The sequence below is a fragment of the Streptomyces sp. NPDC050418 genome (genome assembly GCF_044458745.1).
Taxonomy (GTDB): domain Bacteria; phylum Actinomycetota; class Actinomycetes; order Streptomycetales; family Streptomycetaceae; genus Streptomyces.
In genome coordinates this window covers 399,160-421,001 of record NZ_JBITIG010000003.1, presented here as the reverse complement: position 1 = coordinate 421,001, position 21,842 = coordinate 399,160, and the positions used below count along the sequence as shown (strand labels likewise).

20 protein-coding genes are annotated in these 21,842 nt (G+C 70.6%); 6 read left to right on the top strand and 14 right to left on the bottom strand.

What is annotated here, in order from left to right; genetic code table 11:
* Nucleotides 1–6 precede the first annotated feature (6 nt).
* The 5 genes from ACIBI4_RS09360 to ACIBI4_RS09340 all read right to left on the bottom strand — a co-directional run bounded on the left by ACIBI4_RS09360 (nt 7) and on the right by ACIBI4_RS09340 (nt 3,063).
* Nucleotides 7–792 (bottom strand): LuxR C-terminal-related transcriptional regulator, encoded by a 786-nt coding sequence (locus ACIBI4_RS09360; protein WP_399203045.1) that lies wholly within the window; start codon nt 790–792, stop codon nt 7–9.
* 111 nt (nt 793–903) lie between these two features.
* Nucleotides 904–1,686: a LuxR C-terminal-related transcriptional regulator gene (locus ACIBI4_RS09355; RefSeq protein WP_399203044.1), complete on the bottom strand. Its 783-nt coding sequence runs from the start codon at nt 1,684–1,686 to the stop codon at nt 904–906.
* A 172-nt stretch (nt 1,687–1,858) separates the two neighbouring features.
* Nucleotides 1,859–2,206 carry a hypothetical protein gene (locus tag ACIBI4_RS09350; protein ID WP_399203043.1) on the bottom strand — a complete coding sequence of 116 codons (348 nt, stop codon included), beginning with the start codon at nt 2,204–2,206 and terminating at the stop codon, nt 1,859–1,861.
* Nucleotides 2,207–2,269: 63 nt separating this feature from the next.
* Entirely contained in the window at nt 2,270–2,563 is a 294-nt protein-coding gene (locus tag ACIBI4_RS09345) for a hypothetical protein (RefSeq protein WP_399203041.1), read from the bottom strand.
* A 41-nt stretch (nt 2,564–2,604) separates the two neighbouring features.
* Nucleotides 2,605–3,063, bottom strand: coding sequence for a hypothetical protein (locus ACIBI4_RS09340; RefSeq protein ID WP_399203039.1), 459 nt, complete (start codon nt 3,061–3,063; stop codon nt 2,605–2,607).
* 375 nt (nt 3,064–3,438) lie between these two features.
* Here ACIBI4_RS09340 and ACIBI4_RS09335 point away from each other — a divergent pair, with 375 nt between their 5' ends.
* A complete protein-coding gene (locus tag ACIBI4_RS09335; protein ID WP_399203038.1) occupies nt 3,439–3,894 on the top strand; it encodes a hypothetical protein in 456 nt (151 codons plus the stop codon).
* Between the two features lie 109 nt (nt 3,895–4,003).
* Complete coding sequence (locus tag ACIBI4_RS09330) at nt 4,004–4,831, top strand: SDR family NAD(P)-dependent oxidoreductase (RefSeq protein ID WP_399203239.1); 828 nt, start codon at nt 4,004–4,006, stop codon at nt 4,829–4,831.
* A 3-nt stretch (nt 4,832–4,834) separates the two neighbouring features.
* Here the strand turns inward: ACIBI4_RS09330 and ACIBI4_RS09325 are convergent, their stop codons facing one another.
* From ACIBI4_RS09325 to ACIBI4_RS09310, 4 genes are all read right to left on the bottom strand, one after another.
* On the bottom strand, nt 4,835–5,938 hold the full coding sequence (locus ACIBI4_RS09325) for a hypothetical protein (protein ID WP_399203037.1): 1,104 nt from the start codon (nt 5,936–5,938) through the stop codon (nt 4,835–4,837).
* A 7-nt stretch (nt 5,939–5,945) separates the two neighbouring features.
* Nucleotides 5,946–6,881, bottom strand: coding sequence for an N-acetylneuraminate synthase family protein (locus tag ACIBI4_RS09320; protein ID WP_399203036.1), 936 nt, complete (start codon nt 6,879–6,881; stop codon nt 5,946–5,948).
* Nucleotides 6,882–6,952: 71 nt separating this feature from the next.
* Complete coding sequence (locus ACIBI4_RS09315) at nt 6,953–8,296, bottom strand: cytidylyltransferase domain-containing protein (protein WP_399203238.1); 1,344 nt, start codon at nt 8,294–8,296, stop codon at nt 6,953–6,955.
* A 113-nt stretch (nt 8,297–8,409) separates the two neighbouring features.
* A complete protein-coding gene (locus ACIBI4_RS09310; RefSeq protein ID WP_399203035.1) occupies nt 8,410–9,741 on the bottom strand; it encodes a DUF6716 putative glycosyltransferase in 1,332 nt (443 codons plus the stop codon).
* A gap of 187 nt (nt 9,742–9,928) precedes the next feature.
* On the opposite strand from ACIBI4_RS09310, the gene ACIBI4_RS09305 reads away from it, so the two are divergent.
* Complete coding sequence (locus tag ACIBI4_RS09305; RefSeq protein ID WP_399203034.1) at nt 9,929–10,909, top strand: glycosyltransferase family 2 protein; 981 nt, start codon at nt 9,929–9,931, stop codon at nt 10,907–10,909.
* Entirely contained in the window at nt 10,909–12,273 is a 1,365-nt protein-coding gene (locus tag ACIBI4_RS09300; protein WP_399203033.1) for a polysialyltransferase family glycosyltransferase, read from the top strand. The genes ACIBI4_RS09305 and ACIBI4_RS09300 overlap by 1 nt, the downstream gene beginning before the upstream one ends.
* An 81-nt stretch (nt 12,274–12,354) precedes the next feature.
* Here the strand turns inward: ACIBI4_RS09300 and ACIBI4_RS09295 are convergent, their stop codons facing one another.
* From ACIBI4_RS09295 to ACIBI4_RS09285, 3 genes are all read right to left on the bottom strand, one after another.
* Nucleotides 12,355–14,739, bottom strand: a complete 2,385-nt coding sequence (locus ACIBI4_RS09295) for a glycosyltransferase (protein WP_399203032.1) — start codon at nt 14,737–14,739, stop codon at nt 12,355–12,357.
* On the bottom strand, nt 14,736–16,196 hold the full coding sequence (locus tag ACIBI4_RS09290) for a glycosyltransferase family 29 protein (RefSeq protein ID WP_399203031.1): 1,461 nt from the start codon (nt 16,194–16,196) through the stop codon (nt 14,736–14,738). The genes ACIBI4_RS09295 and ACIBI4_RS09290 overlap by 4 nt, the downstream gene beginning before the upstream one ends.
* Nucleotides 16,197–16,299: 103 nt before the next feature.
* Entirely contained in the window at nt 16,300–16,944 is a 645-nt protein-coding gene (locus tag ACIBI4_RS09285; protein WP_399203030.1) for a TetR/AcrR family transcriptional regulator C-terminal domain-containing protein, read from the bottom strand.
* A gap of 113 nt (nt 16,945–17,057) precedes the next feature.
* On the opposite strand from ACIBI4_RS09285, the gene ACIBI4_RS09280 reads away from it, so the two are divergent.
* Nucleotides 17,058–18,458 carry an FAD-dependent monooxygenase gene (locus ACIBI4_RS09280; RefSeq protein ID WP_399203029.1) on the top strand — a complete coding sequence of 467 codons (1,401 nt, stop codon included), beginning with the start codon at nt 17,058–17,060 and terminating at the stop codon, nt 18,456–18,458.
* Here the strand turns inward: ACIBI4_RS09280 and leuE are convergent.
* Together leuE and ACIBI4_RS09270 are read right to left on the bottom strand one after the other, a co-directional pair.
* The gene (leuE, locus tag ACIBI4_RS09275) at nt 18,445–19,098 is read right to left on the bottom strand and encodes a leucine efflux protein LeuE (protein WP_399203028.1); all 654 of its coding nucleotides are present in this window, start codon (nt 19,096–19,098) and stop codon (nt 18,445–18,447) included. The two genes, ACIBI4_RS09280 and leuE, sit on opposite strands and share 14 nt — an antisense overlap.
* A gap of 120 nt (nt 19,099–19,218) precedes the next feature.
* The gene (locus tag ACIBI4_RS09270; RefSeq protein WP_399203027.1) at nt 19,219–20,802 is read right to left on the bottom strand and encodes a methylmalonyl-CoA mutase; all 1,584 of its coding nucleotides are present in this window, start codon (nt 20,800–20,802) and stop codon (nt 19,219–19,221) included.
* A 130-nt stretch (nt 20,803–20,932) separates the two neighbouring features.
* On the opposite strand from ACIBI4_RS09270, the gene ACIBI4_RS09265 reads away from it, so the two are divergent.
* Complete coding sequence (locus ACIBI4_RS09265; RefSeq protein ID WP_399203026.1) at nt 20,933–21,754, top strand: L,D-transpeptidase family protein; 822 nt, start codon at nt 20,933–20,935, stop codon at nt 21,752–21,754.
* Nucleotides 21,755–21,842 lie beyond the last annotated feature (88 nt).

The following is a 21,842-nucleotide window of genomic DNA, read 5'->3' as shown; positions in this document are numbered from 1 at the left end:
GGCAGGTCAGGCGGTGGTCCCGCTCAGGCGTTCGCGGAGACGGACCCCCGCCACGAAGCGGGTCGGGGCGTCGAGGAGGTCGAGGATCACAGCCACCTCCGTCCGTACCGTACGGACGCTCAAGTCGAGACGGCGGGCGATCTGCTCGTCCGACGAGCACGTGAGCATGAGCGCGACAACGCGGCGCTGGCGATCGGTGAGGCCGTCCGCGAGTGGCACCTCTTCGGCGCACGGGTACGTCGTCGCGCGCACCGCATCCCAGTAGTGGCGGGCGGCGGCCATGCACGCGGCGTCCCGTACGACGATGACGGTCGTCTGATTGCGGACGGTGGGGCCTTCGAGGAGCACCTCGACCCCGTCGACAATCTTCATCTCCACCGGCGCGTGCCCGAAGAAGTAGACCTCCGGGTCCTCGCCGGACAGCACGAGCCGTACCTCCGGGCTCAGCCCGTCGCGGTGCCACACGCTGACCATCCGCAGGCCCGCCTCCATCGCGAACGTATTGTTCGGGAGGGTCACGGCGAGCTGCGCCACGGAACCGGTGGGTCTGACGGAGTCGAGGGTGCGCCAGGACGGGACCTCACGGGCGATGTTCCGGTTGATCTCCTGCCCGCCCCGCCCGAGCATCCGTGCGGCGACCGGCTGCCCACGCTCCAACGCCCGTACCACCCGCAGCCGTTCGACCTCCAGCCGCGTCACCGCCTCCGTCACCCGCAGCCGCGACGGTCCGGAGAACCGCCCCCCATCGGCGAACGCCGAGAAGTCCTGCTCAGGCAGCGCGCGCTGGTCCACCGCTCCCCCTCCGGTACACCCCGGCCGGTGGCGAAACGGCCGTCATCTCGGGCGGAATGCTAGCGCTCTGTTTCGCCTCCCGGCACGCGACCGATTCGATGCCCTCTCCGGCTAGGAGGCACTCGTCAGGCGCTCGCGGAGGCGGACGCCCGCCACGAAACGGGTCGGGGCGTCGAGGAGGTCGAGGATCACAGCCACCTCCGTCCGTACCGTACGGACGCTCAAGTCGAGACGGCGGGCGATCTGCTCGTCCGACGAGCACGTGAGCATGAGCGCGACGACGCGGCGCTGGCGATCGGTGAGGCCGTCCGCGAGAGGCACCTCTTCGGCGCACGGGTACGTCGTCGCGCGCACCGCATCCCAGTAGTGGCGCGCTGCGGCCATGCACGCGGCGTCCCGCACGACGACGACGGTCGTCTGATTGCGGACGACGGGCCCTTCGAGGAGCACCTCCGCCCCATCGACGATCTTCATCTGCAACGGCCCGTAGCCGAAGAAGTAGACCTCCGGGTCCTCGCCGGACAATACGAGCCGCACTTCCGGGCTCAGCGCGTCGCGGTGCCACACGCTGATCATCCGGAGACCGGAGTCCATCGCGAACGTGTTGTTCGGGAGGCTTACGGCGAGTCGCTCCACGGAACCGCTGATGTTGACGGAGTCGAGGGTGCACCAGTCCGGGACCTCGCGGATGAGGTTCCGGTTGATCTCCTCGCCGCCTCGTCCGAGGACACGCGCGGCGACCGGCTGCCCACGCTCCATCGCCCGTACGATCCGCAGCCGTTCGGCCTCCAGGCGCGTCATCGCCTCCGTCACCCGCAGCCGCTCCGGGCCGGATTTCCGCACGGAATCGGCGAACACCGAGAAGTCCTGCTGAGGCAGCACACGCTGGTCCACCGCTCTCCCTCCGGTACACCCCGGCCGGTGGCGAAACGGCCGCTATCTCGGGCGGAATGCTAGCGGTCTACTTTCCGTCGAGGGGCGTAACCGGGATCTCCGTGCAGCCTGATCGTGGAGGGCGACCATTCGCCCAACTCTCGGAGTGAGAAGGCTTGTCGGCGCACCCGCGTCAGGTGACCGACCAGCCCGTCACCTCCCGGTACGCGGCGAAGCCTCGATCCGTGGAGGCGAATCGGATCGATTCCCCTCCCGGCTCGGGAGACGTCCAGCAGGTCTCTCGTCCCAGGATCTCGGCCCAGTGGTCCGGCGACACGATGCGTACGCCGTCGTTGTTCATCGGTTCCCGGCACGCGAACAGTTCGATGAACCCGCTGACCAGGAGAGACTCGATGGTGCGCCGCGCACGCTCCTGCACTTCGGGAGGCGAGCAGGGACCGCCAACGGCACTTGCTTCCAGGGCAGCCTCCCAGAGCCCGGTGTAGTCCTCGACGCCGAGCCACAAGAGGGTGCTCTCCAACCGGTCCACTATCCGCTCCACGAGTTCAGGGATTCCGGCGACGGGGAGCCCACGATCGCGACCTCAGTCGCCGAAGAACCACAGGTATAAGCCCTGCCCATCGAGAACGGTCAGCGCCAGTCCGGTGAGTTCTTGTGCGCACTCGTCCGTCAGCACACTTGGTGGCAGGCGCGGAATCTCGTTCAACAGCGTCGCCACTTGCCGGGAGTTGAACATGGTGTCCGCGTACGGCAGGAGATGTCCGAACATCGGGAAGGCCGACTGATCGAGTCCGCCCAGCTCCGGGCTCCATTCCACGCCGTGCCGCGCGCGGACCTGGATCACGCCGCTCTCACTGAGGATCTGGACGGTGAGCATCGGGCGAGGCTACCGAGAGGTCGGTCGACAGCGCGAGACGGTCAGCAGGCCACCTGTTCGTTGATTTCGCGGCGCCCCATCACCTTCCCGCTACTAGTCATGAACTCGCCCGCTTCAAGTTTCCTGGACTTCAGAAGGTCCAAGCTGACCGAGGCCTCTCGCTCTCTGCCTGATTCCGGACCTCCACCCTCCCGGACGTGCAGATAGAAGCTCTGCGGAATATCCTCCCGCAGCATCGTGACCTCACGCTCGAAGCTCTGGCGCCCGCCAATGGTGAACACGCCGTCCGCCGCGCGCTTGCTGGAGGGGCGATCTGCCTTCCACAAGCTTGTGTACGTCAGCTTTCCTTCGGCCTTGGTCATCTTGATGATCTCCGCACTCAGCACTTCGGAGTCCGGGCACACCGGGTACGCCACCTCGATCGTGCCGTCACCTTTCAGGCGATACCCGAAGTCGATGCGTTCGGCCTGCGCGTGGCATGCACTGAGCATGAGCGGCACGACAGAGACGCTGATCAGCCACCTGGAACGTCGCCACACCGACAACTGACTTCACCGTCCCGTCCTGAGTAACTTCCCTGCTCAGGGACGCTGATCGGCGACCGTAGCGACACCCGTATGCAGCGTCAAGACTGCTGGTCCGTCGGATGACTTCTCACACGGTCTTGAATCCTTCAGGCCAGTTGTTCTTGTCCAACAACGCTAAATACGGGGAGTCCGCGACCAGTTGAGCCATCTCGCGCAGGCGGTGCCAGTACTCGGGAGCGTCCGCTTCGCCGACACGGGCACGACTCGATCGAGGCGGGCCATGCAGCGAAGACCCGGCCCGTTCGCGGTCACGGGTAGGGTCTGCCTACCCGTCGGCAGGCACACGGCGTGCCGGCAGACAAGGATCCGTGGCCGCTCCTGGAGGGGCATTTCACCGTGGTCGGACGCCCGTGCATAGCCGTTTTGTTCGCGGCAGCGCTGCTCACCGGCTGCTCGACGAGCAGCGGCACTGACGCTGACGCCGCGTCCAGCACGCCCCCGCCCCCGTGTACGACGTCCGAGTGCGAGGCGTACGACGAGGGTTTCGCCCGGGGTGAGGAGGCGTTGAAGAGCGGCGAGCGGATCGAGGTTCCGCCCGGGTTCGACGGGACGGCCTCCGACGACAGCGCCCTGGGTGCGGTGCAGGCTGACCGGAGGGTGGCCGAGTACGCGTGCGGCCAGTGGGTCCGGGAGGCGGACTACTTCGGGGCGGAGCGCGAGGCGTATAGGACGGGATGCCTGGACGGAAGTACGCCGATGCTGGACGGGCACCCCAACCGGTACAAGTACGAGCGCGGACAGTGAACCGCTGAGACGTGGAGATCGCGTTCGCGGAGCAGCTTTCCTGGTGGTGGGAACACCAGGGTCGATGCACTCCCCCGTACGCCGGCCATTTCCCGCCAGCATGGTCACCATGGACTCACGCACAACCTTGATCACCGGAGCCACCCAGGGCCTGGGCCGCGCCATCGCGCTCGACCTCGCCGCCCGCGGGCAGACCGTTCTGTTGCACGGGCGCGATCAGCGCCGTCTGGATGCCGTTGCGGGAGAGATCCGGGCGGGAGCGCCGGGGGCGACCGTCCGTACCTACCTCGCGGATCTCGCCGACCTCGATCAGGTCCACGCGCTCGCCGACCGGGTGCGCGCGGACGAGCCGCGGCTTGACGGGCTGGTGAACAATGCCGTTGTCGGGGGCGGTCCCGAGCCGTATGTCCGGCAGCTCAGCCGACAGGGACACGAGCTGCGCTTCGCCGTCAACCACCTTGCCCCGTACGCGCTGGTCCGCGGCCTGCTGCCGCTGCTGACCGCGTCGGCGCCGGCGCGCGTCGTCAATGTGGCCTCGATCGGGCAGGAGGCCATCGATCTGGGCGATGTCATGCGGGAGCGGGAGTACGAAGGGCTGAGTGCCTACTGCAGGAGCAAACTCGCGCTGATCATGGCCACGTTCGAGCTGGCCGAGGAGCTGGAGGGGACGGGTGTCACCGTGAACGCCCTGCATCCCGCGCATCTGATGGACACGGCCGCGGTGCGTGCCTATGGCCTGACTCCTGCGACGACGGTCGAGGAGGGGATGCGGCCGACCGTGCGCCTGCTCGTCGACCCCGGTCTGGGTTCCACCACCGGCCGCTACTTCGACCAGTTCTCGGACGTCCGGGCTCATGAGCAGGCGTACGACAGGGAGGTGCGGCGGCAAGTGATGGCGCTGACGCGGGTGTTGTGCGGCGGTCCCGAGCCGGCCTGAGCCTCAGGCCGTCCCCACCGACCGCAACCGGTGGACATCCCGCGCCGTCCCCGTCACCCCCGCCAGGAATCCCTCCGCCCGCGGCGACGCGTGCGATGTCAGCCACGTCGGGTCGATGTCGCAGACCGCGACCTCCACGCCCGTGCCCGCCAGGGCGAGGGGAAGGGTGTGGACCACCGTCGAAGGGAAGCTCAGGATGCGGTGGCCTATCGGGCCTCTGCGGGCGATGAGTTCGAGGGGGAGGTCCGGGCGGACGATTTCCAGGCCTGTGACCGTCGCCAGCTCGTGGAGTTTTTCGACGGATTCGCGGCGGTGGGCGAAGTAGCGGGTCACGCCGTGGGTCCTGGCGAGGGTGCGGACCGCGGTCAGGTAGTGGCCGGGGTCCACGACACCCGTTTCGACCAGGGACGTGCCGACGAGGTCCGCGCCCTTCGTGATGCGGGGCGGGCCGAAGCGGGTGCGGGTGAAGAGGAAGTCGTTCGGTACGAGCGTGATGCCCTCGGGGGCCTCCGATAGTGGCATGGAGGAGAAGATCGAGACCTTGCGGGCGCGGGACGGGGTCAGGCGGTGGCGGGTGGCCGAGGCGAACGGGGCGAAGGCCAGGTCGCGGGGGCCGCGGCGGCCGCCCTTGCGGTGCCAGCGCACCAGGCGTTCGCCGCCCGCGAGTTGGGCGAGGAACTCCATCGTGGCGGTGCCGTCGTCCACGACCACGTACTCGCGGGCCCGGGTCAGGGTCAGGAGCAGCTGGACGTAGCGCGAGAACGGGTCGCCGATGACGATGCGGTGCGAGGCGCGCAGGAGGGACGTCAGGCCGCCGATCGTGCGCAGGGGGGCCGTGGATCCGCCGCGGGCCTCCTCCCAGCGGACCGAGTGCCCCTCGTCGCGGGCGAGTTCGGCCATGCGGCGCAGTTGGCCGCGGGTCATCGGGTCGGTCGGGGACAGCACGATGACGGTGAGAGGAGCGGAGTGCGCACAGGTGTGGGCCCACTCCAGGACGTTCAGGAGCTGGACCGGGCTCTCGACGAACGCGAGCGTCGAGTCCGGTGTGGGGGCCGGGGCCGCCGCACCCGGGGTGGTGGGTGCGGCGGGCCCGTTCGGGGTGGGCATCAGAGGGTCAGACCGCGACCGGCTCACGGTCGCCCGCGTCGGCGACGACGCCGGAGACCCGGCGCAGCTTCTTCATCGGGCCGAGCTCGGACTCGTAGACCTTCTTGATGCCGTCGCCGAGGGAGGCCTCGATGGTGCGGATGTCACGGACGAGGCGGCTCAGGCCCTGCGGCTCCACGGAGGCGGCCTGGTCGGAGCCCCACATCGCGCGGTCGAGGGTGATGTGGCGCTCGACGAAGGTGGCGCCGAGGGCGACTGCGGCGAGGGTGGTCTGCAGGCCCGTCTCGTGGCCGGAGTAGCCGATCGGGACGTTCGGGTACTCGGCCTGCAGGGTGTTGATGACGCGGAGGTTGAGCTCCTCGGCCTTCGCCGGGTACGTCGACGTGGCGTGGCAGAGCAGGATGTTGTCCGAGCCGAGGACCTCCACGGCGTGGCGGATCTGGCGGGGAGTGGACATGCCGGTCGAGAGGATGATCGTGCGGCCGGTCGAACGGAGCGCGCGCAGGAGTTCGTCGTCCGTCAACGACGCGCTCGCCACCTTGTGGGCGGGGAGGTCGAACTTCTCCAGGAAGGCGACGGCCTCGGTGTCCCACGGGGAGGCGAACCAGTCGATGCCGCGCTTCTTGCAGTGCTCGTCGATGGCCCGGTAGTCGGTCTCGTCGAACTCGACGCGGTGGCGGTAGTCGATGTACGTCATCCGGCCCCAGGGGGTGTCGCGCTCGATGTCCCACTGGTCGCGCGGCGTGCAGATCTCGGGGGTGCGCTTCTGGAACTTGACCGCGTCGCAGCCGGCGTCGGCGGCGACGTCGATCAGCTTGAAGGCGTTCTCGAGGTCACCGTTGTGGTTGATGCCGATCTCGCCGGTGACGTAGACGGGGCGGCCGGGGCCCGCGGTCTTCTTGCCGAGGGTGCGCAGACGGGAGGTGCTGGAGTTGGAGCTCATGGCAGGTCGTTCCTAACTGGTGTGCGGTGTAAGGGAGTTCATGGGCCGCCGGGTAGGTGCGGCGGCCTCGTTCAGAGGGCGGGGTCCGGTCGCAGGGACGGGCCCAGGAGCCAGGTCGCGATCTCGCGGATCGCGCCGTCGCCGCCGTCGTGCGCGGTGACCGCGCGGGCGGCGTCGCGTACGACGTCGTGGGCGCTCGCGACGGCCACGGGCCAGCCGACGAGGCCGAAGCAGGGCAGGTCGTTGACGTCGTTGCCGACGTAGAGCACGCGCTCGGGCGCGATGCCCTGCTCCTCGCACCACTGCTTGAGCGCGAGGTCCTTGCGGTCGATGCCGTGCAGCACGGGGAGCTTGAGCTTCCGGGCGCGGGCGGCGACCACAGGGTTCTGTTCCGTGGAGAGGATCAGCAGCGGGATTCCGGAGTTGCGGAGCGCCGCGATGCCGAGTCCGTCGCCGCGGTGCACGGTGACGAACTCCTTTCCGTCGGAGTCGATCAGCACCCGGTCGTCGGTCTGGGTGCCGTCGAAGTCGAGGACGACCGCGTCCACGTCGTCGCGGCACGGCATGGGGCCTCCCCTGTCCGAAGGACTTGGGGAAGCGCCGGGACGGCCCGCGTCGAGGAGCGGGGCGAGCGCGCGGGCGCGGGCGAGGTCGTGCGGGTCGTCGATCTCCAGGACGCGTGCGGGGTCGGTGCGCACGAGGTCCGTACGGCCGAAGAAGCGGTGGCCGCAGGCGCGGAAGCCCGCGGTTTCCATGGCGTACGCGGCGCCGGTCTCCAGGTAGTCCTGGGGGCGGTCCTGGCGGCGGGGCCGGAAGGACTTGTCGTGGTTGACGCCGTGGCCGCCGCCGGTGCGCTCGCGCACGGCCGTGGTGGTGGCACCGCCCTCGGTCAGGGTGCGTTCCGCGGCTGCGACGGTGCCTTCGGCCGGGTCCAGGACGTCCGTGGCGTCGCGCCAGACGAAGCCGTGGAAGGGGGCGACGGTCACGGCGGAGTCGGCGCCCTGTCCGAGGACCGCGTACGCGACACCGTCGAGGTCCTCGCGGGTGAGGAACGGGCTGGTGCACTGCACGAGCAGGACCACGTCGACCCGCGTGCCGTGGAGCGCCTCGTGTGCGTCGAGGGCGTGCAGGACGGCGGTCTCGGAGGTCGCGGTGTCCCCGGCGATGTCCGCCGGACGCAGCACGACCTCGGCACCGGCGCCGCGGGCGGCCTCGGCGATGGCCTCGTCGTCCGTGGAGACCACGACGTCGGTGATGTGGCGGGCCGCCAGGCACTCGCGGGCGGCGCGCACCACGAGGGGCACCCCGCCGACGGACTCCAGGTTCTTGCCGGGAACACCCTTGGAGCCGCCGCGCGCCGGGATCACGGCGAGTACGCGACGCAGGGCCGAAACACCTGCCAGGGCAGGGTCCATGGCCGGGTCCAGGGCAGGGTCCATGGCCGGGTCCAGGGCTGGGTCCGTGGCTGTCATGGGCTGGTCTCCTTGGGGGGCTGGGGAGGCGGAACGCGAAGGCGAAGGGCCGGAGGTCACAGCTCCCCCATCCGCCGGATGACGGGCGCGACGCGCTGGACGCCGTGCCGGTACGCGCCGCGCGCGGCCTGGCGCACGATCTGCCGTACAGGCCCCGGCTCCTTGGCGGTGGCCGGTGCGCCGGGCAGCGGCCGGCCGTCGGGGGCGAGGTGGTGGCGGGCGAGGATGCCCGGCAGATACCCGGGGGCCGTCGCGAGCGTGTAGTAGGGGGTGAGCGGCGGGAGGTGGGGCTTGGCGCGCAGTGCGGCGATGCGGTCGCGTGCCGTGTCGAAGGCGGTGGCGTACGAGCCGTCGGCGGCGACGCCCTGGCGGGCCAGCCACTCCTCGTCGGGTTCGGGGACGTGCCCCTCGTCGAGGTGGGTCCAGGACGCGAGGCAGCCGGAGCCGGTGAAGTGGTGGTTGCCGAGCGCCTCGCGGACCCCGAGGTCGGTGAGGACCGCGGTGGGGATGCGCCGGTGCAGCGCTTCGAGCGCCGCGGTGGAGCTGATGGTGACGAGCAGGTCGGTGCGGTCGAGGACCTCGCCCATGTGCCCGTACACGAGGCGGCAGTTGGGCGGGAGCTCCAGGGCCTTGGCGAGCTTCTGGTACGGGAGTTCCTCGATGTGCGTGGTGTGCTCACCGGGCTTGGAGCGGAGCTTGATCAGGACCTCGCGCTCCGGGTGCAGCTCGGCGTGCCGGACCATGCGCTTGAGCAGGTACGTACGGTCCGCACGGCTCTCCGGCACGGAGGGCTGCGCGGCGAAGCAGACGGTGTACGGGTCCGTGCCGGGCCGGTAGGGAGCACCGCCGAGGAACGGCAGCGCGCACTCGGTGACCGCGCCGGCGTCCGCGCCCACGCCCTCGTACACGGCGCGGAAACGCTCCGCGTCCTGGCGGGAGTTGGCGAGCACCACGTCGGCGCCGTGCCGCAGGAGGAGTCCGTCGGCGAGCTTCTCGTAGACGACACCGACGTAGCCGGTGACGACGACGGGACGCTCGGCGCGGCCCTCCCACACGCGGGCGAGTCCGTGCAGCATGGCCTGGACGGCCCCGCCCACGAGGGCGAGGACGACCACGTCGTACCCCTCGGACTCGCCCGGCGCACCGCTGGGCTCCATCGCGTGCAGGAACTCCGCGCCGGTGACCTCGCGGAGCTCGTCCGCACGGACGCCCACTTCCCGCAGCTGGCGCGCGGTGGGGGTGGAGCGGCCGCGCAGGAGAAATCCGTCAAACCGGGTATCGGGACCACCTGCGGCTACGATGCGCTGAGCGGTGAGGGCACCCCATTTCCAGCGGGTGTCGGAATCCGCGAGTACGGCAACTCGCTGCGTCTGCTTCTTGCTTGGCACGTCGCAGACGCTAGGAAGCCATTCGGGACTCGGGCCTAATCGAAAAACAACAGCGGGTTAACAGAACGACGACGAATGGCGAATCAGCCCAGGTCGCGGGCTGGTTCACATGATTGCCACGCTTCGTTCATCCGGCATTTCCATGCGGGCAAGTCCGCATGAGATCCGGACACCTAATGTCCCCCGCGTGGTTAAGCTCTCCGTCATCGTGCCGTTCTACAACGTCCAGCAATACGCGCCCGAGACCCTCAGAAGCCTTATGGCGAACGCGCGTTCCGATGTTGAATTCCTTCTCGTGGACGACTGCTCCAGAGATGGGACACCCGAGCTATTGGAGCGCGCGGCGAAGGAGATCCCGGGTGCCGTGTATCTGCGGCACGAGGAGAACGGGGGCCTGGCGACCGCACGGAACACCGGGCTCGACGCGGCGCGCGGCACGTATCTGACCTTCCTGGACGGCGACGACTGGGTCGCCCCCGGCTACTTCGAGCAGCTCGTCGCCTCCATCGAGCAGCTGGACTGCGATTTCGTCCGGACCGACCATGTCCAGTTCACCGGCCGCGGCCGCACCATCCACCGCGTCCCGCACGGCCTGCGCGATGTGGTGATGGATCCGCGCGAGGTGATCCTGCCCGCGCACCGCTCCACCTCCGTCGACTACGCGTACGCGTGGGCGGGGATCTACCACCGACGCCTCCTCGACCAGGGCGTCCTGCACTTCATGGACGGGCTGCGCACCGCCGAGGACCGGCCGTGGATCTGGAAGCTGCACCGCGAGGCCGCGTCGTTCGCGGTCACCGGGCTGCTCGGGGTGTTCTACCGGCGTGGGGTCGCCACCTCGCTCACGCAGATCGGCGACACCCGCCAGCTCGACTTCATCCGCTCCTTCGACCAGGTGCTCGCGGACACCGCGCAGGACCGCGAGGCCGACCGCTATCTGCCCAAGGCCGTCCGTACGTACTGCGCGATCATCGCCCATCACCTCGGCACCATCGACAAGTTCGAGCCCCAGGTGGCCAAGCGGCTGCGGGCGCTCGCGGCGGCGGCGCTCAAGCGGATGCCGCAGCCGCTGCTCGACGACGTACTCGACTCCATGGACCACGAGCGGTCCACTCAACTCCGCCGGCTGCGCAAGCGGCCGGTGCCCGCCGGGGAGGCAGCTGTCTGATGTCCACCGCACCATCGGCCCGTCCGAGAACCACCCAGCTCTTCTGCGCCTCCACGCTGTACGGGGCCGCGACCCTGGCCGCCGCGCTCGACGCGGGCTGCTTCACGCCGGCGGACCGGCGGGTGCTCGTCGTCCTCAACAACACGATGACGCCCGAGACCTCGACGCCGCTGGACGCGATGCCCGGCTTCGCGCTCCTGCGCACCCGCTTCGACCGGGTGGTCTCGTACAACGAGGCGATCCGCCCCTTCCACCCGGGCGACTGGGCGCCGCGCGCGGACGACGTCCCCATGTGGGAGCGGTACTTCCGGCTGCTGTGGGACCTCGGGGACGACCGTATAGAGCTGGCCGTGGAGTCCATCCAGGTCAACCCGGCGCTCGCGTTCTGCCAGATCTTCCACGGCGCGCCGATCCATGTGTACGCGGACGGCCTGATGAGTTACGGGCCCACCCGCAACAAACTGGACCCGCTGACCGGGACGCGGGTGCGGCGGCTGCTCCATCTCGACCTGGTCGCCGGTCTGAAGCCGCTGCTGCTCTCCGAGTTCGGCGTCGAGCCGGAGCTCATCCCCTCGGATGACTTCGTCCGGGTCCTCGGCGAACTCAGTGCTCTGGACGACGAGTTGAGGCTGCCGGAGGGCAACCCGGCGCTGCTGCTCGGCCAGTACCTGTCCGCGCTGAGGATCCTCTCCGCCGAGGAGGAGGAGAAGCTGCACGTCCAGATGGTCAAGGGCGCGTACGACCTCGGCCATCGCGCGATCGTCTTCAAGCCGCACCCGTCGGCGCCCGAGCGTCAGGTGCAGCTGATCGAGGCGGAGGCGGAGCGGCTGGGCGTCGAGCTGACCGTGCTCGACTCCCCCGTGCTCGCCGAGGTGGTGTACGAGCGGATGCGGCCCGCGCTGGTCGTCGGCTGCTTCTCGACCGCGCTGCTCACCGCCGCCACGTTCTACGGGATCCCGGTCGCCCGGGTCGGCACGGAGCGGCTGCTCGACAGGCTCGCCCCGTTCCAGAACAGCAACCGCATCCCGCTGTCGATCGTGCACGCCCTGCTCCCGGACGTGACGGACGCGGCGGGCGTCGAGGCGCAGAAGACCGACGCGGCCGGGGCGGAGCTGACGGGGCTGCTCACGGCGATCGGCTTCGCGATGCAGCCGCAGATCTACCCGCAGCTGCGGCCGGCCGCCGAGGCGCATCTGGCGCGGCATCTCGACGACGCGACGTGGAAGTACTTCAAGCGCAAGCGGCTCACCTCGCTCGGGCTGCCGGGCGGTCTTCCGTCGCGGCTGAGCTCGCTGTCCCGTAATCCTGCCGCCCGGCGGGTGGTGCGGCAGGCGCGGCGGTTGAAGCGGGCCGTGCGCAGGTAGCGGCTGGGCAACGGGAAGGGGGGTGGAGTTCGTACTCCGCCCCCCTTCCGCTTCGCGCGGGCCGCTCAGCCGCTCAGCCGCTCAGCCGCCGAAGATCTCCCGCAGCTCGGCCCGGTTGGCCTCCGTGACCTTCCACAGCTCCTGCTGCCTGCCGTGCACGTCCGCGACCGTCGCCGCGTGGTCGGAGAGCAGCGCGCCGGCCTGCTCCACGAGGCGCGCCGCGAGGTCGCGGTCGTGCACCGAGACGCCCCACTCGGGGCGTTCGATGTCCCGCAGGAAGTACGCCATCTTCGGGTGCGAGATCAGCGAGATCACGGGCGTGCCGCAGCCGAAGGGGATCATGCCCGCGTGCCCGCGCATCCCGATGACCAGCTTGGTCCGCTTGTACGTGTCGAGGATCTGCTCGTTGTCGAAGTCGTACATCGGGATCACGGGCAGCGAGACGCCGTGTTCGCGCCGCAGGTCGAAGGCGAGCTTCTCGTCGTCGAGGGAGTGCGCGACGCACCGCACCTCGGCCAGGCGCCCCAACTCCCGTACGGACGCTGCCATCTGGGCCAGGAAGTAGCCGTAGTCATGGCCGAAGCGCAGCCCCGCGCGGTCGTACGCGGCGTTGAGCAGGATGGTGTCCTCGCGGGACGCCGGGTCCCGCCAGCCGGGGGTCAGCTGCCGGGTGACGGTCGTCGGGCAGGGCTGGAAGCGCACCTTGTCGTGCAGGTGCGCGGGGAGCATCGCGCGGACCTTCTCGATCGAGCCGTGGTTGCGCAGCCCGAAGAACGCGGACTTCTCGACGAGGAGCCGCAGCGACTCGCGGAAGCGTCCGGCCCGGTAGGACTGGCCGTCGAAGGCGTTGAAGCCGACGGCGAAGACCGCGACCGGCACGTCGATCCGGGAGAGCAGCTCGTCCGGGACGTTCCACTGCCAGGCACTGTTGCCGTTGGGCATGGTGTCCGGGATGAACAGTCCGCCGCCGCCGATCACCAGGCCGCGCCGCGCGTTGACGCGCGCGAGCGCCGCCTCGTCGAAGAGGCGGTGGGCGTGGACGGAGTGCCAGTCGCGGGCGCCCGTGTCCCTCGGCGCGCCGGTGAAGGCGCCGCCGACCGCGCGCCGCACGCTCTCGGGCAGCAGCTTGTCGCCCGCGTTGCCCTGGCGGTCCATGTAGAAGGCGACGTGCGCGAGTTGGTCCGCCGGGCTGCCCGTCTGCTGCGCGGGCAGTGCGTGGCCCGCGGTGCGCTGGTGCCACAGGCGGCTCGCGCGGTGGGTCGGGTCGGTGGTCAGACCGTCGCGCGCGTACCCGGCGGCGGTGGTGTCGTCGCCGTGCACCCAGGCGATCTGGGCGAGCCGGCCGAAGGCCGTCGCGGCCCGGTTGGGTGCGGCGGTGGCGAGCAGCAGCTGGGCGCGGGCCTCGTCGTAGCGCGAGACGCTCATCAGCGCGTGCCCGTACACCTCGTGCACCCAGGCGTCGTCGACCGGCAGGTCCGCCGCCTCCAGGACGTCGACGGCGGCCTGGTAGTCGCCGGCGCCGATCCGGGCGAGGGCGACCTTGCGGGCGGTGACGGCGTCGCGGGTGCGGCGCACGTGCGGGGTGCCGAAGTGGACCAGGAGGTCGCGGTGGAGTTCACCGTCGGACTCCAGGTAGGCCGAGTGCAGCGCGGCGTCGTCGAGGTCGTACTCGGCCCACCGCTCCTGTGCCTGCCCGTAGCCTGCCTCGCCGCCCTGCCAGGGCTTGTGGCGGCCGGTGAAGTGCAGGACGGACACGTCGTCGGGCACCGGCAGATCGCCGGAGAGGCGCCGCTTGACGTAGTTGTACGTCGAGTCGAGGTCGACGAAGTCCCCGTCCAGGACGGCGTTGAGGATGCCCTGGTCGTGCTTGTCCAGCTCGTACGCGCCGCTGCGCCCTGTCTCGTCGATCCGCGCGCAGAACGCGTCGGTGAGGAACTCCTGCTGGATCACGAGGAGTCCGCTGTTGAGCTTGCGGGTGGTGTCCCCGTAGAAGAACTGCGGGACGGCCGCGAGACCGCGGCGCAGCGTGAGAAGTTCGCCGATCGGGCCGAGGACGACCATGTCGGTGTCGAGGGTGATCACCGTGTCGTAGTCGCGGATGCGGAACACGTCGAGGATGAAGTACGCCTTGCGGACCAGGTAGTTGTCCTGGTCGCCCTTGGCGTACGTGTCGTAGCGCGCGGCGTCGACCGGGCGGAACGTGACGCGCGGGTGCAGGGCGCGGATCTGTGCGACGGAGGCCGGGCGCAGTCCGTCGTGCAGGACGATGAAGTCCTCGCAGACGCCCGGGTTGGACAGGGCCAGGGAGCGCAGGAGCGCGAGGAAGCCCGGCAGGTAGTTCTCGTCGACGAAGCTCGCGAAGGCGATCCGGCGCTTGCCTGTGAGCGCGGCGGCGTCGGGTCCCGCGGACGGGGTTGCCGTGGTGGCCGGGGCTGCCGTGGTGATCGAGGGGTTCAGGATGGTCATCGCAGGGAGATCCTCATGCCGTCGCCGGAGACGCTCTGGGCCCGCTCCATGACCCAGGCCTTCTCGCTGCCGTATGCGTGCACATTGGTGATCGCGAGCTTCATGGCCTCCTGGAGGCGGTAGGCGCCGCTCTCGTAGAAGTCGAAGCCGATCAGGTCGATGGCGGGGCTGACGTCGAGGAAGTCGAGCAGCCAGGCCATGTTGAAGCCGGACGTGGGGATGCCGGGCAGATGCTCGGTGGACGCGGCGCCGATGCCGCGCACGGGCCAGCGCAGCGACTCGTCGTTCACACAGTCCTGGGCGCCGGGCACGAGCTTGTTGCGCACGGACCACTTCCAGTCCGCGGAGTTGCCGCCGAAGACGAGCCGGGTGTCCACGCGCTGGTCCCAGTTGAAGGCGTGCTTGTGGATCGTGACGTGCACGTCCGTGCGCGAACCGGTGTGCTGCGCGTCGATGCGGTACGAGTTGAAGCGCACCACCAGGTCGTACGCGTCGATCGCCGCACCCATCCGGCTCTCGCCGACGCGGCCCGAATTGGCGATCAGGCAGACGGACTTGCCCGCGATCCGGTTGCGGAACTCGCCGAGGCTCAGCCACTGCACCCCGCCGAAGAGCGGGTCGGGCACGGGGCCGCGCATGCGGTTGCGGCGGGCCTCGGCGTACAGGGCGAGGATCTCGGTGTGCTCGGGAGTGGGGCGGGTGCCGGGACCGGTGGTCAGGTCCAGGTAGTGGCCGAGCGCCTCCTGCACCTCGTGGTCGGGGGCGCCCGTGCGGTCCATCGCGAGCAGCGCGCCCGCCATCCGGGCGCGGCCGCCCGCGTGGTCACCGGCGTCGTACGCGGCGAGGCCCTCGGCCCAGGTGCCGGTGGCCGGGCCCGTGCTGTGCGCGTCCGCCCCGTCGACCGACGTGCGGAGCAGCGCGAGGAGTCCGGCGCGGGCGCCGGTGGCGGCGTTGATCCCGGCGACGCGGGCGCGCACGCCGTAGCCGTCCTCGGTGACGAGCTCCAGATGGCGTTCGTACGCCTCGACGGCCTCGGCCGGCCGGCCCTGTGCCTCCAGGACGCGGCCGCGCAGGCGCCAGCCCGCGCGGGAGTTCTTGCGCAGGCCGAGCACGGTGTCGGCGATGGTGGCGGCGAGCTCCAGCTCGTCGCCGTATCCGCAGCGCAGCGCGCGGTCGGCGACGGCGAGGAGCGCGTCGAGCAGCCCGCTGTCCAGCGGGGAGGACGGGGCGGCGCCCTTGACGGCCCGCTTGAGCTTCGCGGTCGCGCCGACGGCGGCGGGGGCCGGTTCGGCGACGGGCGCGGTGCTCCACAGGACGAGCAGTCTGCGCAACTGCTCGGCGAGTTCGGTCCGGCGGCGGTCTTCGCTGGCGACCAGCTTGGTGCTGTGCGCGGCACAGGCCCGCAGACAGTCCTCCAGCTCCCCGCCCCGTGCACGCTTGGTGAGGGCCCTCGTCATGGTTCTCCCGGTGTCGTTCAGCGCGTGGGGGGTGCCGACGAACGTAGGAAGCGAAAGCGACGCGAGGGTGAACTGGCCGGGGACGGCCGGACAATCGTTGGTCTCACCCGTCGGTGAGCAGCACCGCCCCGATCCCGGTCACCACCGCCGCGAGCCCTTCCTCGAAGCCCGCGTCGTGCTCGCGGAACATCGCGTCGCCCGCCGCGGAAGCGTGCGGGTACGAGGCGAGGCGCTCGGCGCGTGCCTCCAGGTCGTAGCCCTCGCCGCCGCCCGGGCCGGGACCCATGGCCTGCTCCTCGATGACGTACCCGATCGTGTAGCTGTACGCGGTGAACCAGGCGCGCGCGGCGGTGCGCGGGGTGAAGCCCGCGACGGCCAGGGCCGCGAGCATCCGTTCCATCGGCTCGGCGTACGAGGTGTCGGTGAAGCGCGTACCGCTGTAGACCTTCGCGCCGTCGCGGTAGCGCAGCAGATGCGTGCGCAGGCCGCGCATCGCGCCGGTGAGGACCGCGTGCCAGTCGCCGGAGGTGGCCGCGGCCGTCATGTCGGCCGTCATCCGGCGCAGCATCTCGGTGGCCATCTCGTCGAGGAGCGCCTGCTTGTCCTTGAAGTGCCAGTAGAGCGCCGGCGCCTTGACGTCGAGCTCCTTGGCGATGACGCGCAGGGACAGGCCGTCGAGGCCGACGTCGTTCAGGAGCCGCAGGGCGGTGTCGGCGACGCGCTGGCGGTCGATCTTGGCGGGAGGCACAGGGTCATTGTGCCCCGCCTGTCTCTAACGGTGTTAAGGGTTGACTCCTTAACGCCGTTAAGTGCATCATCGGCACAACAGCTTACTTAACAGCGTTAAGGAGAGTGGTGGCGATGCTCGACGTCCTGGTGGTGGGAGCGGGCCCGGCCGGTCTGACGGCGGCGCTCGACCTGGCCCGGCGCGGGATCTCCGCGAGGGTCGTGGAGCAGGCGGACGGCCTGTTCCCCGGTTCGCGCGGCAAGGGACTGCAGCCGCGCACCCTCGAGGTCTTCCATGACCTCGGCGTCCTCGACGAGGTGCTCGCGGCAGCCGGGCCCGCGCCGGTCGGCATGGTCTGGGCCGACGGCGTACGACAGGGCGAGCACGACATGTTCGCGGACGAGACGATCGAGCCGACGCCCGCCGAGCCGTACGCGGGACGGCCCTGCATGCTGCCGCAGTGGCGCACCCAGGAGATCCTCCTGGCGCGGCTGCGCGCGCTCGGCGGTGACGTGGACTTCGGGCGGGGCGTCACGGGCCTGCGGCAGGACGCGGACGCGGTGACGGTGACGCTCGACGACGGTACGGAGCTGCGCGCGCGATACGCCGTCGCCGCGGACGGCGGCCGCTCCACCATGCGGCGGCTGCTCGGCATCTCGATGACGGGCGAGGAGGTGGACCCGTCACCGACGCTCGTCGCGGACGTCCGGATCCCCGCGCTCGACCGCGACAACTGGCACTTCTTCCCGGGCTCACCCGCCGGGATGCTCGCCCTGTGCCCGCTGCCCGGGACAGCGGACTTCCAGCTGATGGCCCAGTTCCAGGAGGGCACCCCGGACACCGCACCGGACGCGGTCCGCAAGCTGATCGCCGAGCGGACGCAGCTGGCGGCCGAGGACGTCACCGAGGTCCGCTGGTCCTCCGACTTCCGCCCGCGCGCGGCCCTCGCCGACCGCTTCCGCGCCGGCCGGGTGTTCCTCATCGGGGACGCGGCCCATGTCCACTCGCCCGCGGGCGGCCAGGGACTCAACACCAGCGTCCAGGACGCGTACAACCTGAGCTGGAAGCTCGGCCGGGTCCTGCGCGGCGGCGCGCCCGCCGCACTCCTCGACACCTACGAGGAGGAACGCCGCCCGCTCGCCGCCGAGATGCTCGGCCTCTCCACCCGCATCCACCGCGGCGAACAGGCCCGCGGCCGCGCGACCCAGCAACTGGGCCTCGGCTACCGGGAGGCCTCCCTCTCCGCGGGCGCGGCGGGCGCGCTGCACGCGGGCGACCGCGCCCCGGACGGCGTCCTCGACGGCGTCCGCCTCTTCGACCTGTTCCGCGGCCCGCACTTCACGCTGCTCGCGGTGGGCGTGGAACTGCCCGCCGACGCGGGGCGGGAGGGGCTGCGGACGGCCCGCGTCGGCTCGTACGAGGCGTACGGCGACGGCCTGTTCCTGGTCCGCCCGGACGGCTACATCGGCTGGGCCGCCCCGAGCTGGGCCGCCCCGGCACCGGACGGCCTCCCCGGCTACCTCACACGCTGCTGACGGACAGCTTCACCGCGAACCCGATGAACAGCGCACCCGCCGCCGAGGTCGCCCCCGCCGACAGCGCACGCCGCCGGTGGAACGCGGCCGCGAGGCGGGTGCCGCTGAAGATCAGCACCGACAGGTAGAGCGCGCTCGCGAGCTGCGCGAAGGCGCCGAGGACCACGAAGGACAGGGCCGGGTAGGCGTACGAAGGATCAACGAACTGAACGAAGAAGGCGATGAAGAACAGAATCGCCTTCGGGTTGAGCAGGCTGACCACGAACGCGCGGCGGAAGGGCCGTTCGGCCTTCTCCGCCGGCGCCTCCTCGGCCGCGCGCTCCAGGCGTTCGCGCCGGGTGCGCCACATCGACCAGGCGGCCCGCAGCATGCCGATCGCGAGCCAGGTCAGATAGCCGGCGCCGGCGAACTTGACGATCGAGAACAGGATCGCGTTGGCCTGCAGCAGCGTGGCCACACCGGCCGCCGAGAGCGTCATGAGGACCGTGTCCCCCGCCCACACACCGGCCGCGGCGGTATAGCCCGCGCGCACGCCCCGGCGGGCGGCGACCGACAGGACGTACAGCGAATTCGGACCCGGCAGCAGGACGATGACGATCAGTCCCGCGAGGTAGGTCGGCAGATCTATGACACCCAGCATGGCCGGAGTGTCGCACGAAAGGGGGATACGGGTCACGGGCGTTCCGGATACCGGAATCATGGCCTCCGTGAGCGGTGACGGCCACCCTCCCGAGGGCTCGGAAGACACCCTACGGAGGGCTCAGAACACCTCGGCCGGCACGTACGTCCCCCACACCTCCCGCAGCACCCCGCACACCTCCCCCACGGTGGCCCGCGCGGCCAGCGCGTCCTTCATCGGGTACAGGACGTTGGCGTCCGCCGAGCGGGCCGCTTCGCCGAGCGCCCGCAGCGTCCGCTCCACCGCGGACCCGTCGCGTACGGACCGCAGCCGCCCGAGCCGCTCCCGCTGCCGCGCCTCGATCTCCGGGTCCACGCGCAGCGGTTCGTACGGCTCCTCGGACTCGGTGCGGAACCTGTTGACGCCGACCACGACCCGCTCGCCGTCCTCCGTCTCGCGTGCGATCCGGTACGCGTTGCGCTCGATCTCGGCCTTCTGGAACCCCTGCCCGATCGCCGCGACCGCACCGCCCAGCTCCTCGATGCGGTCCATGAGCCGCACGGTCTCCGCCTCGATCGCGTCGGTCATCGCCTCGACCGCGTACGAGCCCGCGAAGGGGTCGACGGTCGCGGTCACATCGGTCTCGTACGCGAGGACCTGCTGGGTGCGCAGGGCGAGCCGGGCCGCCTTCTCGGTGGGCAGCGCGATGGCCTCGTCGTACGCGTTGGTGTGCAGCGACTGCGTGCCGCCGAGCACCGCCGCGAGGCCCTGCACCGCGACCCGTACGAGATTGACCTCCGGCTGCTGCGCGGTCAGCTGCACCCCGGCCGTCTGCGTGTGGAAGCGCAGCATCCGTGACCTGGGCTCGCGCGCGCCGAAGCCGTCCGTCATCACGCGCGCCCAGATCCGTCGCGCGGCGCGGAATTTGGCGACCTCCTCCAGGAGCGTCGTACGCGCCACGAAGAAGAAGGAGAGCCGGGGCGCGAACTCGTCCACCGCCATCCCGGCCGCGAGCGCCGTCCGTACGTACGCGATGCCGTCCGCGAGCGTGAACGCGATCTCCTGCGCGGGCGAGGCACCGGCCTCGGCCATGTGGTAGCCGGAGATCGAGATGGTGTTCCAGCGCGGCAGCTCCGCGCGGCAGTAGCGGAAGGTGTCGGCGACCAGGCGCAGGGACGGCTCCGGCGGGAAGATGTACGTGCCGCGAGCGATGTACTCCTTGAGCACGTCGTTCTGGACGGTGCCCGTCAACGCGGCCGCGGGGACGCCCTGTTCCTCGGCGGCCAGCTGGTAGAGGAGCAGCAGCACGGCGGCGGGTGCGTTGATCGTCATCGACGTCGACACCTCGCCGAGCGGGATCCCGTCGAAGAGGACCCGCATGTCGTCGAGCGAGTCGATCGCCACGCCGACCTTGCCGACCTCGCCGTGCGCGAGCGGGGCGTCGCTGTCGTGGCCCATCTGGGTGGGCAGGTCGAAGGCGACGGACAGGCCCGTGGTGCCCGCGGCGATCAGCTGCCGGTAGCGGGCGTTGGACTCGGCGGCCGTGCCGAAGCCCGCGTACTGGCGCATCGTCCAGGGCCGCTCCGTGTACATCGACGGATAGACGCCCCGCGTGTACGGAGGCCCGCCCGGCACCCCGAGGCGCTCGGCCGGATCCCAGCCCGCGAGCGCGTCCGGGCCGTAGACCGGATCGATCGGCAGCCCCGATTCCGACTCCCGTGCCATGGCCTTGTCTCCCTTCGGTAACGCATCACGGATCCCGCAGGGCGTTCGCAACCAATCATGCGCGGGAATCATCTACACGGACACGCGGCAGGTACGGGGCCTGGTGTGGTCCGACTCTGGGGGGACACAGATGAAGCGGAACGCCGTCATACGGAGAGTTCTCGCCGCCGCCGTGGTGGTGGGCGTGAGTGCGGGATGCTCGGTCTCGGGTCCGGCGGGCTCCGCTCCTTCGAAGCCTGCCGCGAAGCCGTCGAAGCCCGCGGACGACAAGCCGTCGTCGACGCCTTCGGGCAAGGAGGAGCCGAAGGGCCCCGAGGCGCAGAGCGCGGTGCTCAGCCCGGGCGACAAGGGCAAGAAGGTGCGCGAACTGCAGGCGCGGCTGCGGCAGGTGGCGTGGCTCTTCGAGTACCCCGACGGTGTGTACGGGGACTCGACCGTGAAGGCGGTCAAGGGTTTCCAGGGCAAGCGCGGGCTGCCGAAGACCGGCGAGGTCGACCCGGTCACCTGGAAGAAGCTGCTCGGGATGACCTCGAAGCCGGGCCACTTCGAGCTGTACGCGGGCGGCGACCAGCCCGCCGCGAAGCCGGACCCGCGGTGTCTGAAGGGCCGGGTGCTGTGCATCAGCAAGACCAGCCGCACGCTGGTGTGGATGATCGACGGGAAGGCCGAGCTCACGGTCGACGTCCGCTTCGGCTCGGAGATGACGCCCACGCGTGAGGGTGTCTTCAAGGTCGACTTCAAGTCCCGCAACCACCACTCGACGCTCTACGACACCCCGATGCCGTACGCGATGTTCTTCAGCCGCGGCCAGGCGGTGCACTACTCGTCGGACTTCAAGGCCCGCGGCTACACGGGGGCGTCCCACGGCTGTGTGAACGTGCGCGACGAGGCGAAGATCGCGTCGCTGTTCGAGCAGGTGAAGGCCGGCGACAAGGTCGTCGTCTACTGGTGAGGCCGGGTCGTTTTGAGGGGCGCGGGTGGGACCGGGGGAACGTGTCCCACCCGCGCCTATCTGCACCGAGTCCTGGGGTACGGGGGGA

Excerpts from the sequence above, each read along its gene's own strand:
- ACIBI4_RS09345 (WP_399203041.1), bottom strand. The coding sequence starts at position 2,563 with ATGCTCACCGTCCAGATCCTCAGTGAGAGCGGCGTGATCCAGGTCCGC.
- ACIBI4_RS09330 (WP_399203239.1), top strand. The coding sequence starts at position 4,004 with ATGGACTCACGCACAACCTTGATCACCGGAGCCACCCAGGGCCTGGGC.
- ACIBI4_RS09325 (WP_399203037.1), bottom strand. The coding sequence starts at position 5,938 with ATGCCCACCCCGAACGGGCCCGCCGCACCCACCACCCCGGGTGCGGCG.
- ACIBI4_RS09320 (WP_399203036.1), bottom strand. The coding sequence starts at position 6,881 with ATGAGCTCCAACTCCAGCACCTCCCGTCTGCGCACCCTCGGCAAGAAG.
- ACIBI4_RS09315 (WP_399203238.1), bottom strand. The coding sequence starts at position 8,296 with ATGGACCCTGCCCTGGCAGGTGTTTCGGCCCTGCGTCGCGTACTCGCC.
- ACIBI4_RS09300 (WP_399203033.1), top strand. The coding sequence starts at position 10,909 with ATGTCCACCGCACCATCGGCCCGTCCGAGAACCACCCAGCTCTTCTGC.
- ACIBI4_RS09295 (WP_399203032.1), bottom strand. The coding sequence starts at position 14,739 with ATGACCATCCTGAACCCCTCGATCACCACGGCAGCCCCGGCCACCACG.
- ACIBI4_RS09290 (WP_399203031.1), bottom strand. The coding sequence starts at position 16,196 with ATGACGAGGGCCCTCACCAAGCGTGCACGGGGCGGGGAGCTGGAGGAC.
- ACIBI4_RS09280 (WP_399203029.1), top strand. The coding sequence starts at position 17,058 with ATGCTCGACGTCCTGGTGGTGGGAGCGGGCCCGGCCGGTCTGACGGCG.
- leuE (WP_399203028.1), bottom strand. The coding sequence starts at position 19,098 with ATGCTGGGTGTCATAGATCTGCCGACCTACCTCGCGGGACTGATCGTC.
- ACIBI4_RS09270 (WP_399203027.1), bottom strand. The coding sequence starts at position 20,802 with ATGGCACGGGAGTCGGAATCGGGGCTGCCGATCGATCCGGTCTACGGC.
- ACIBI4_RS09265 (WP_399203026.1), top strand. The coding sequence starts at position 20,933 with ATGAAGCGGAACGCCGTCATACGGAGAGTTCTCGCCGCCGCCGTGGTG.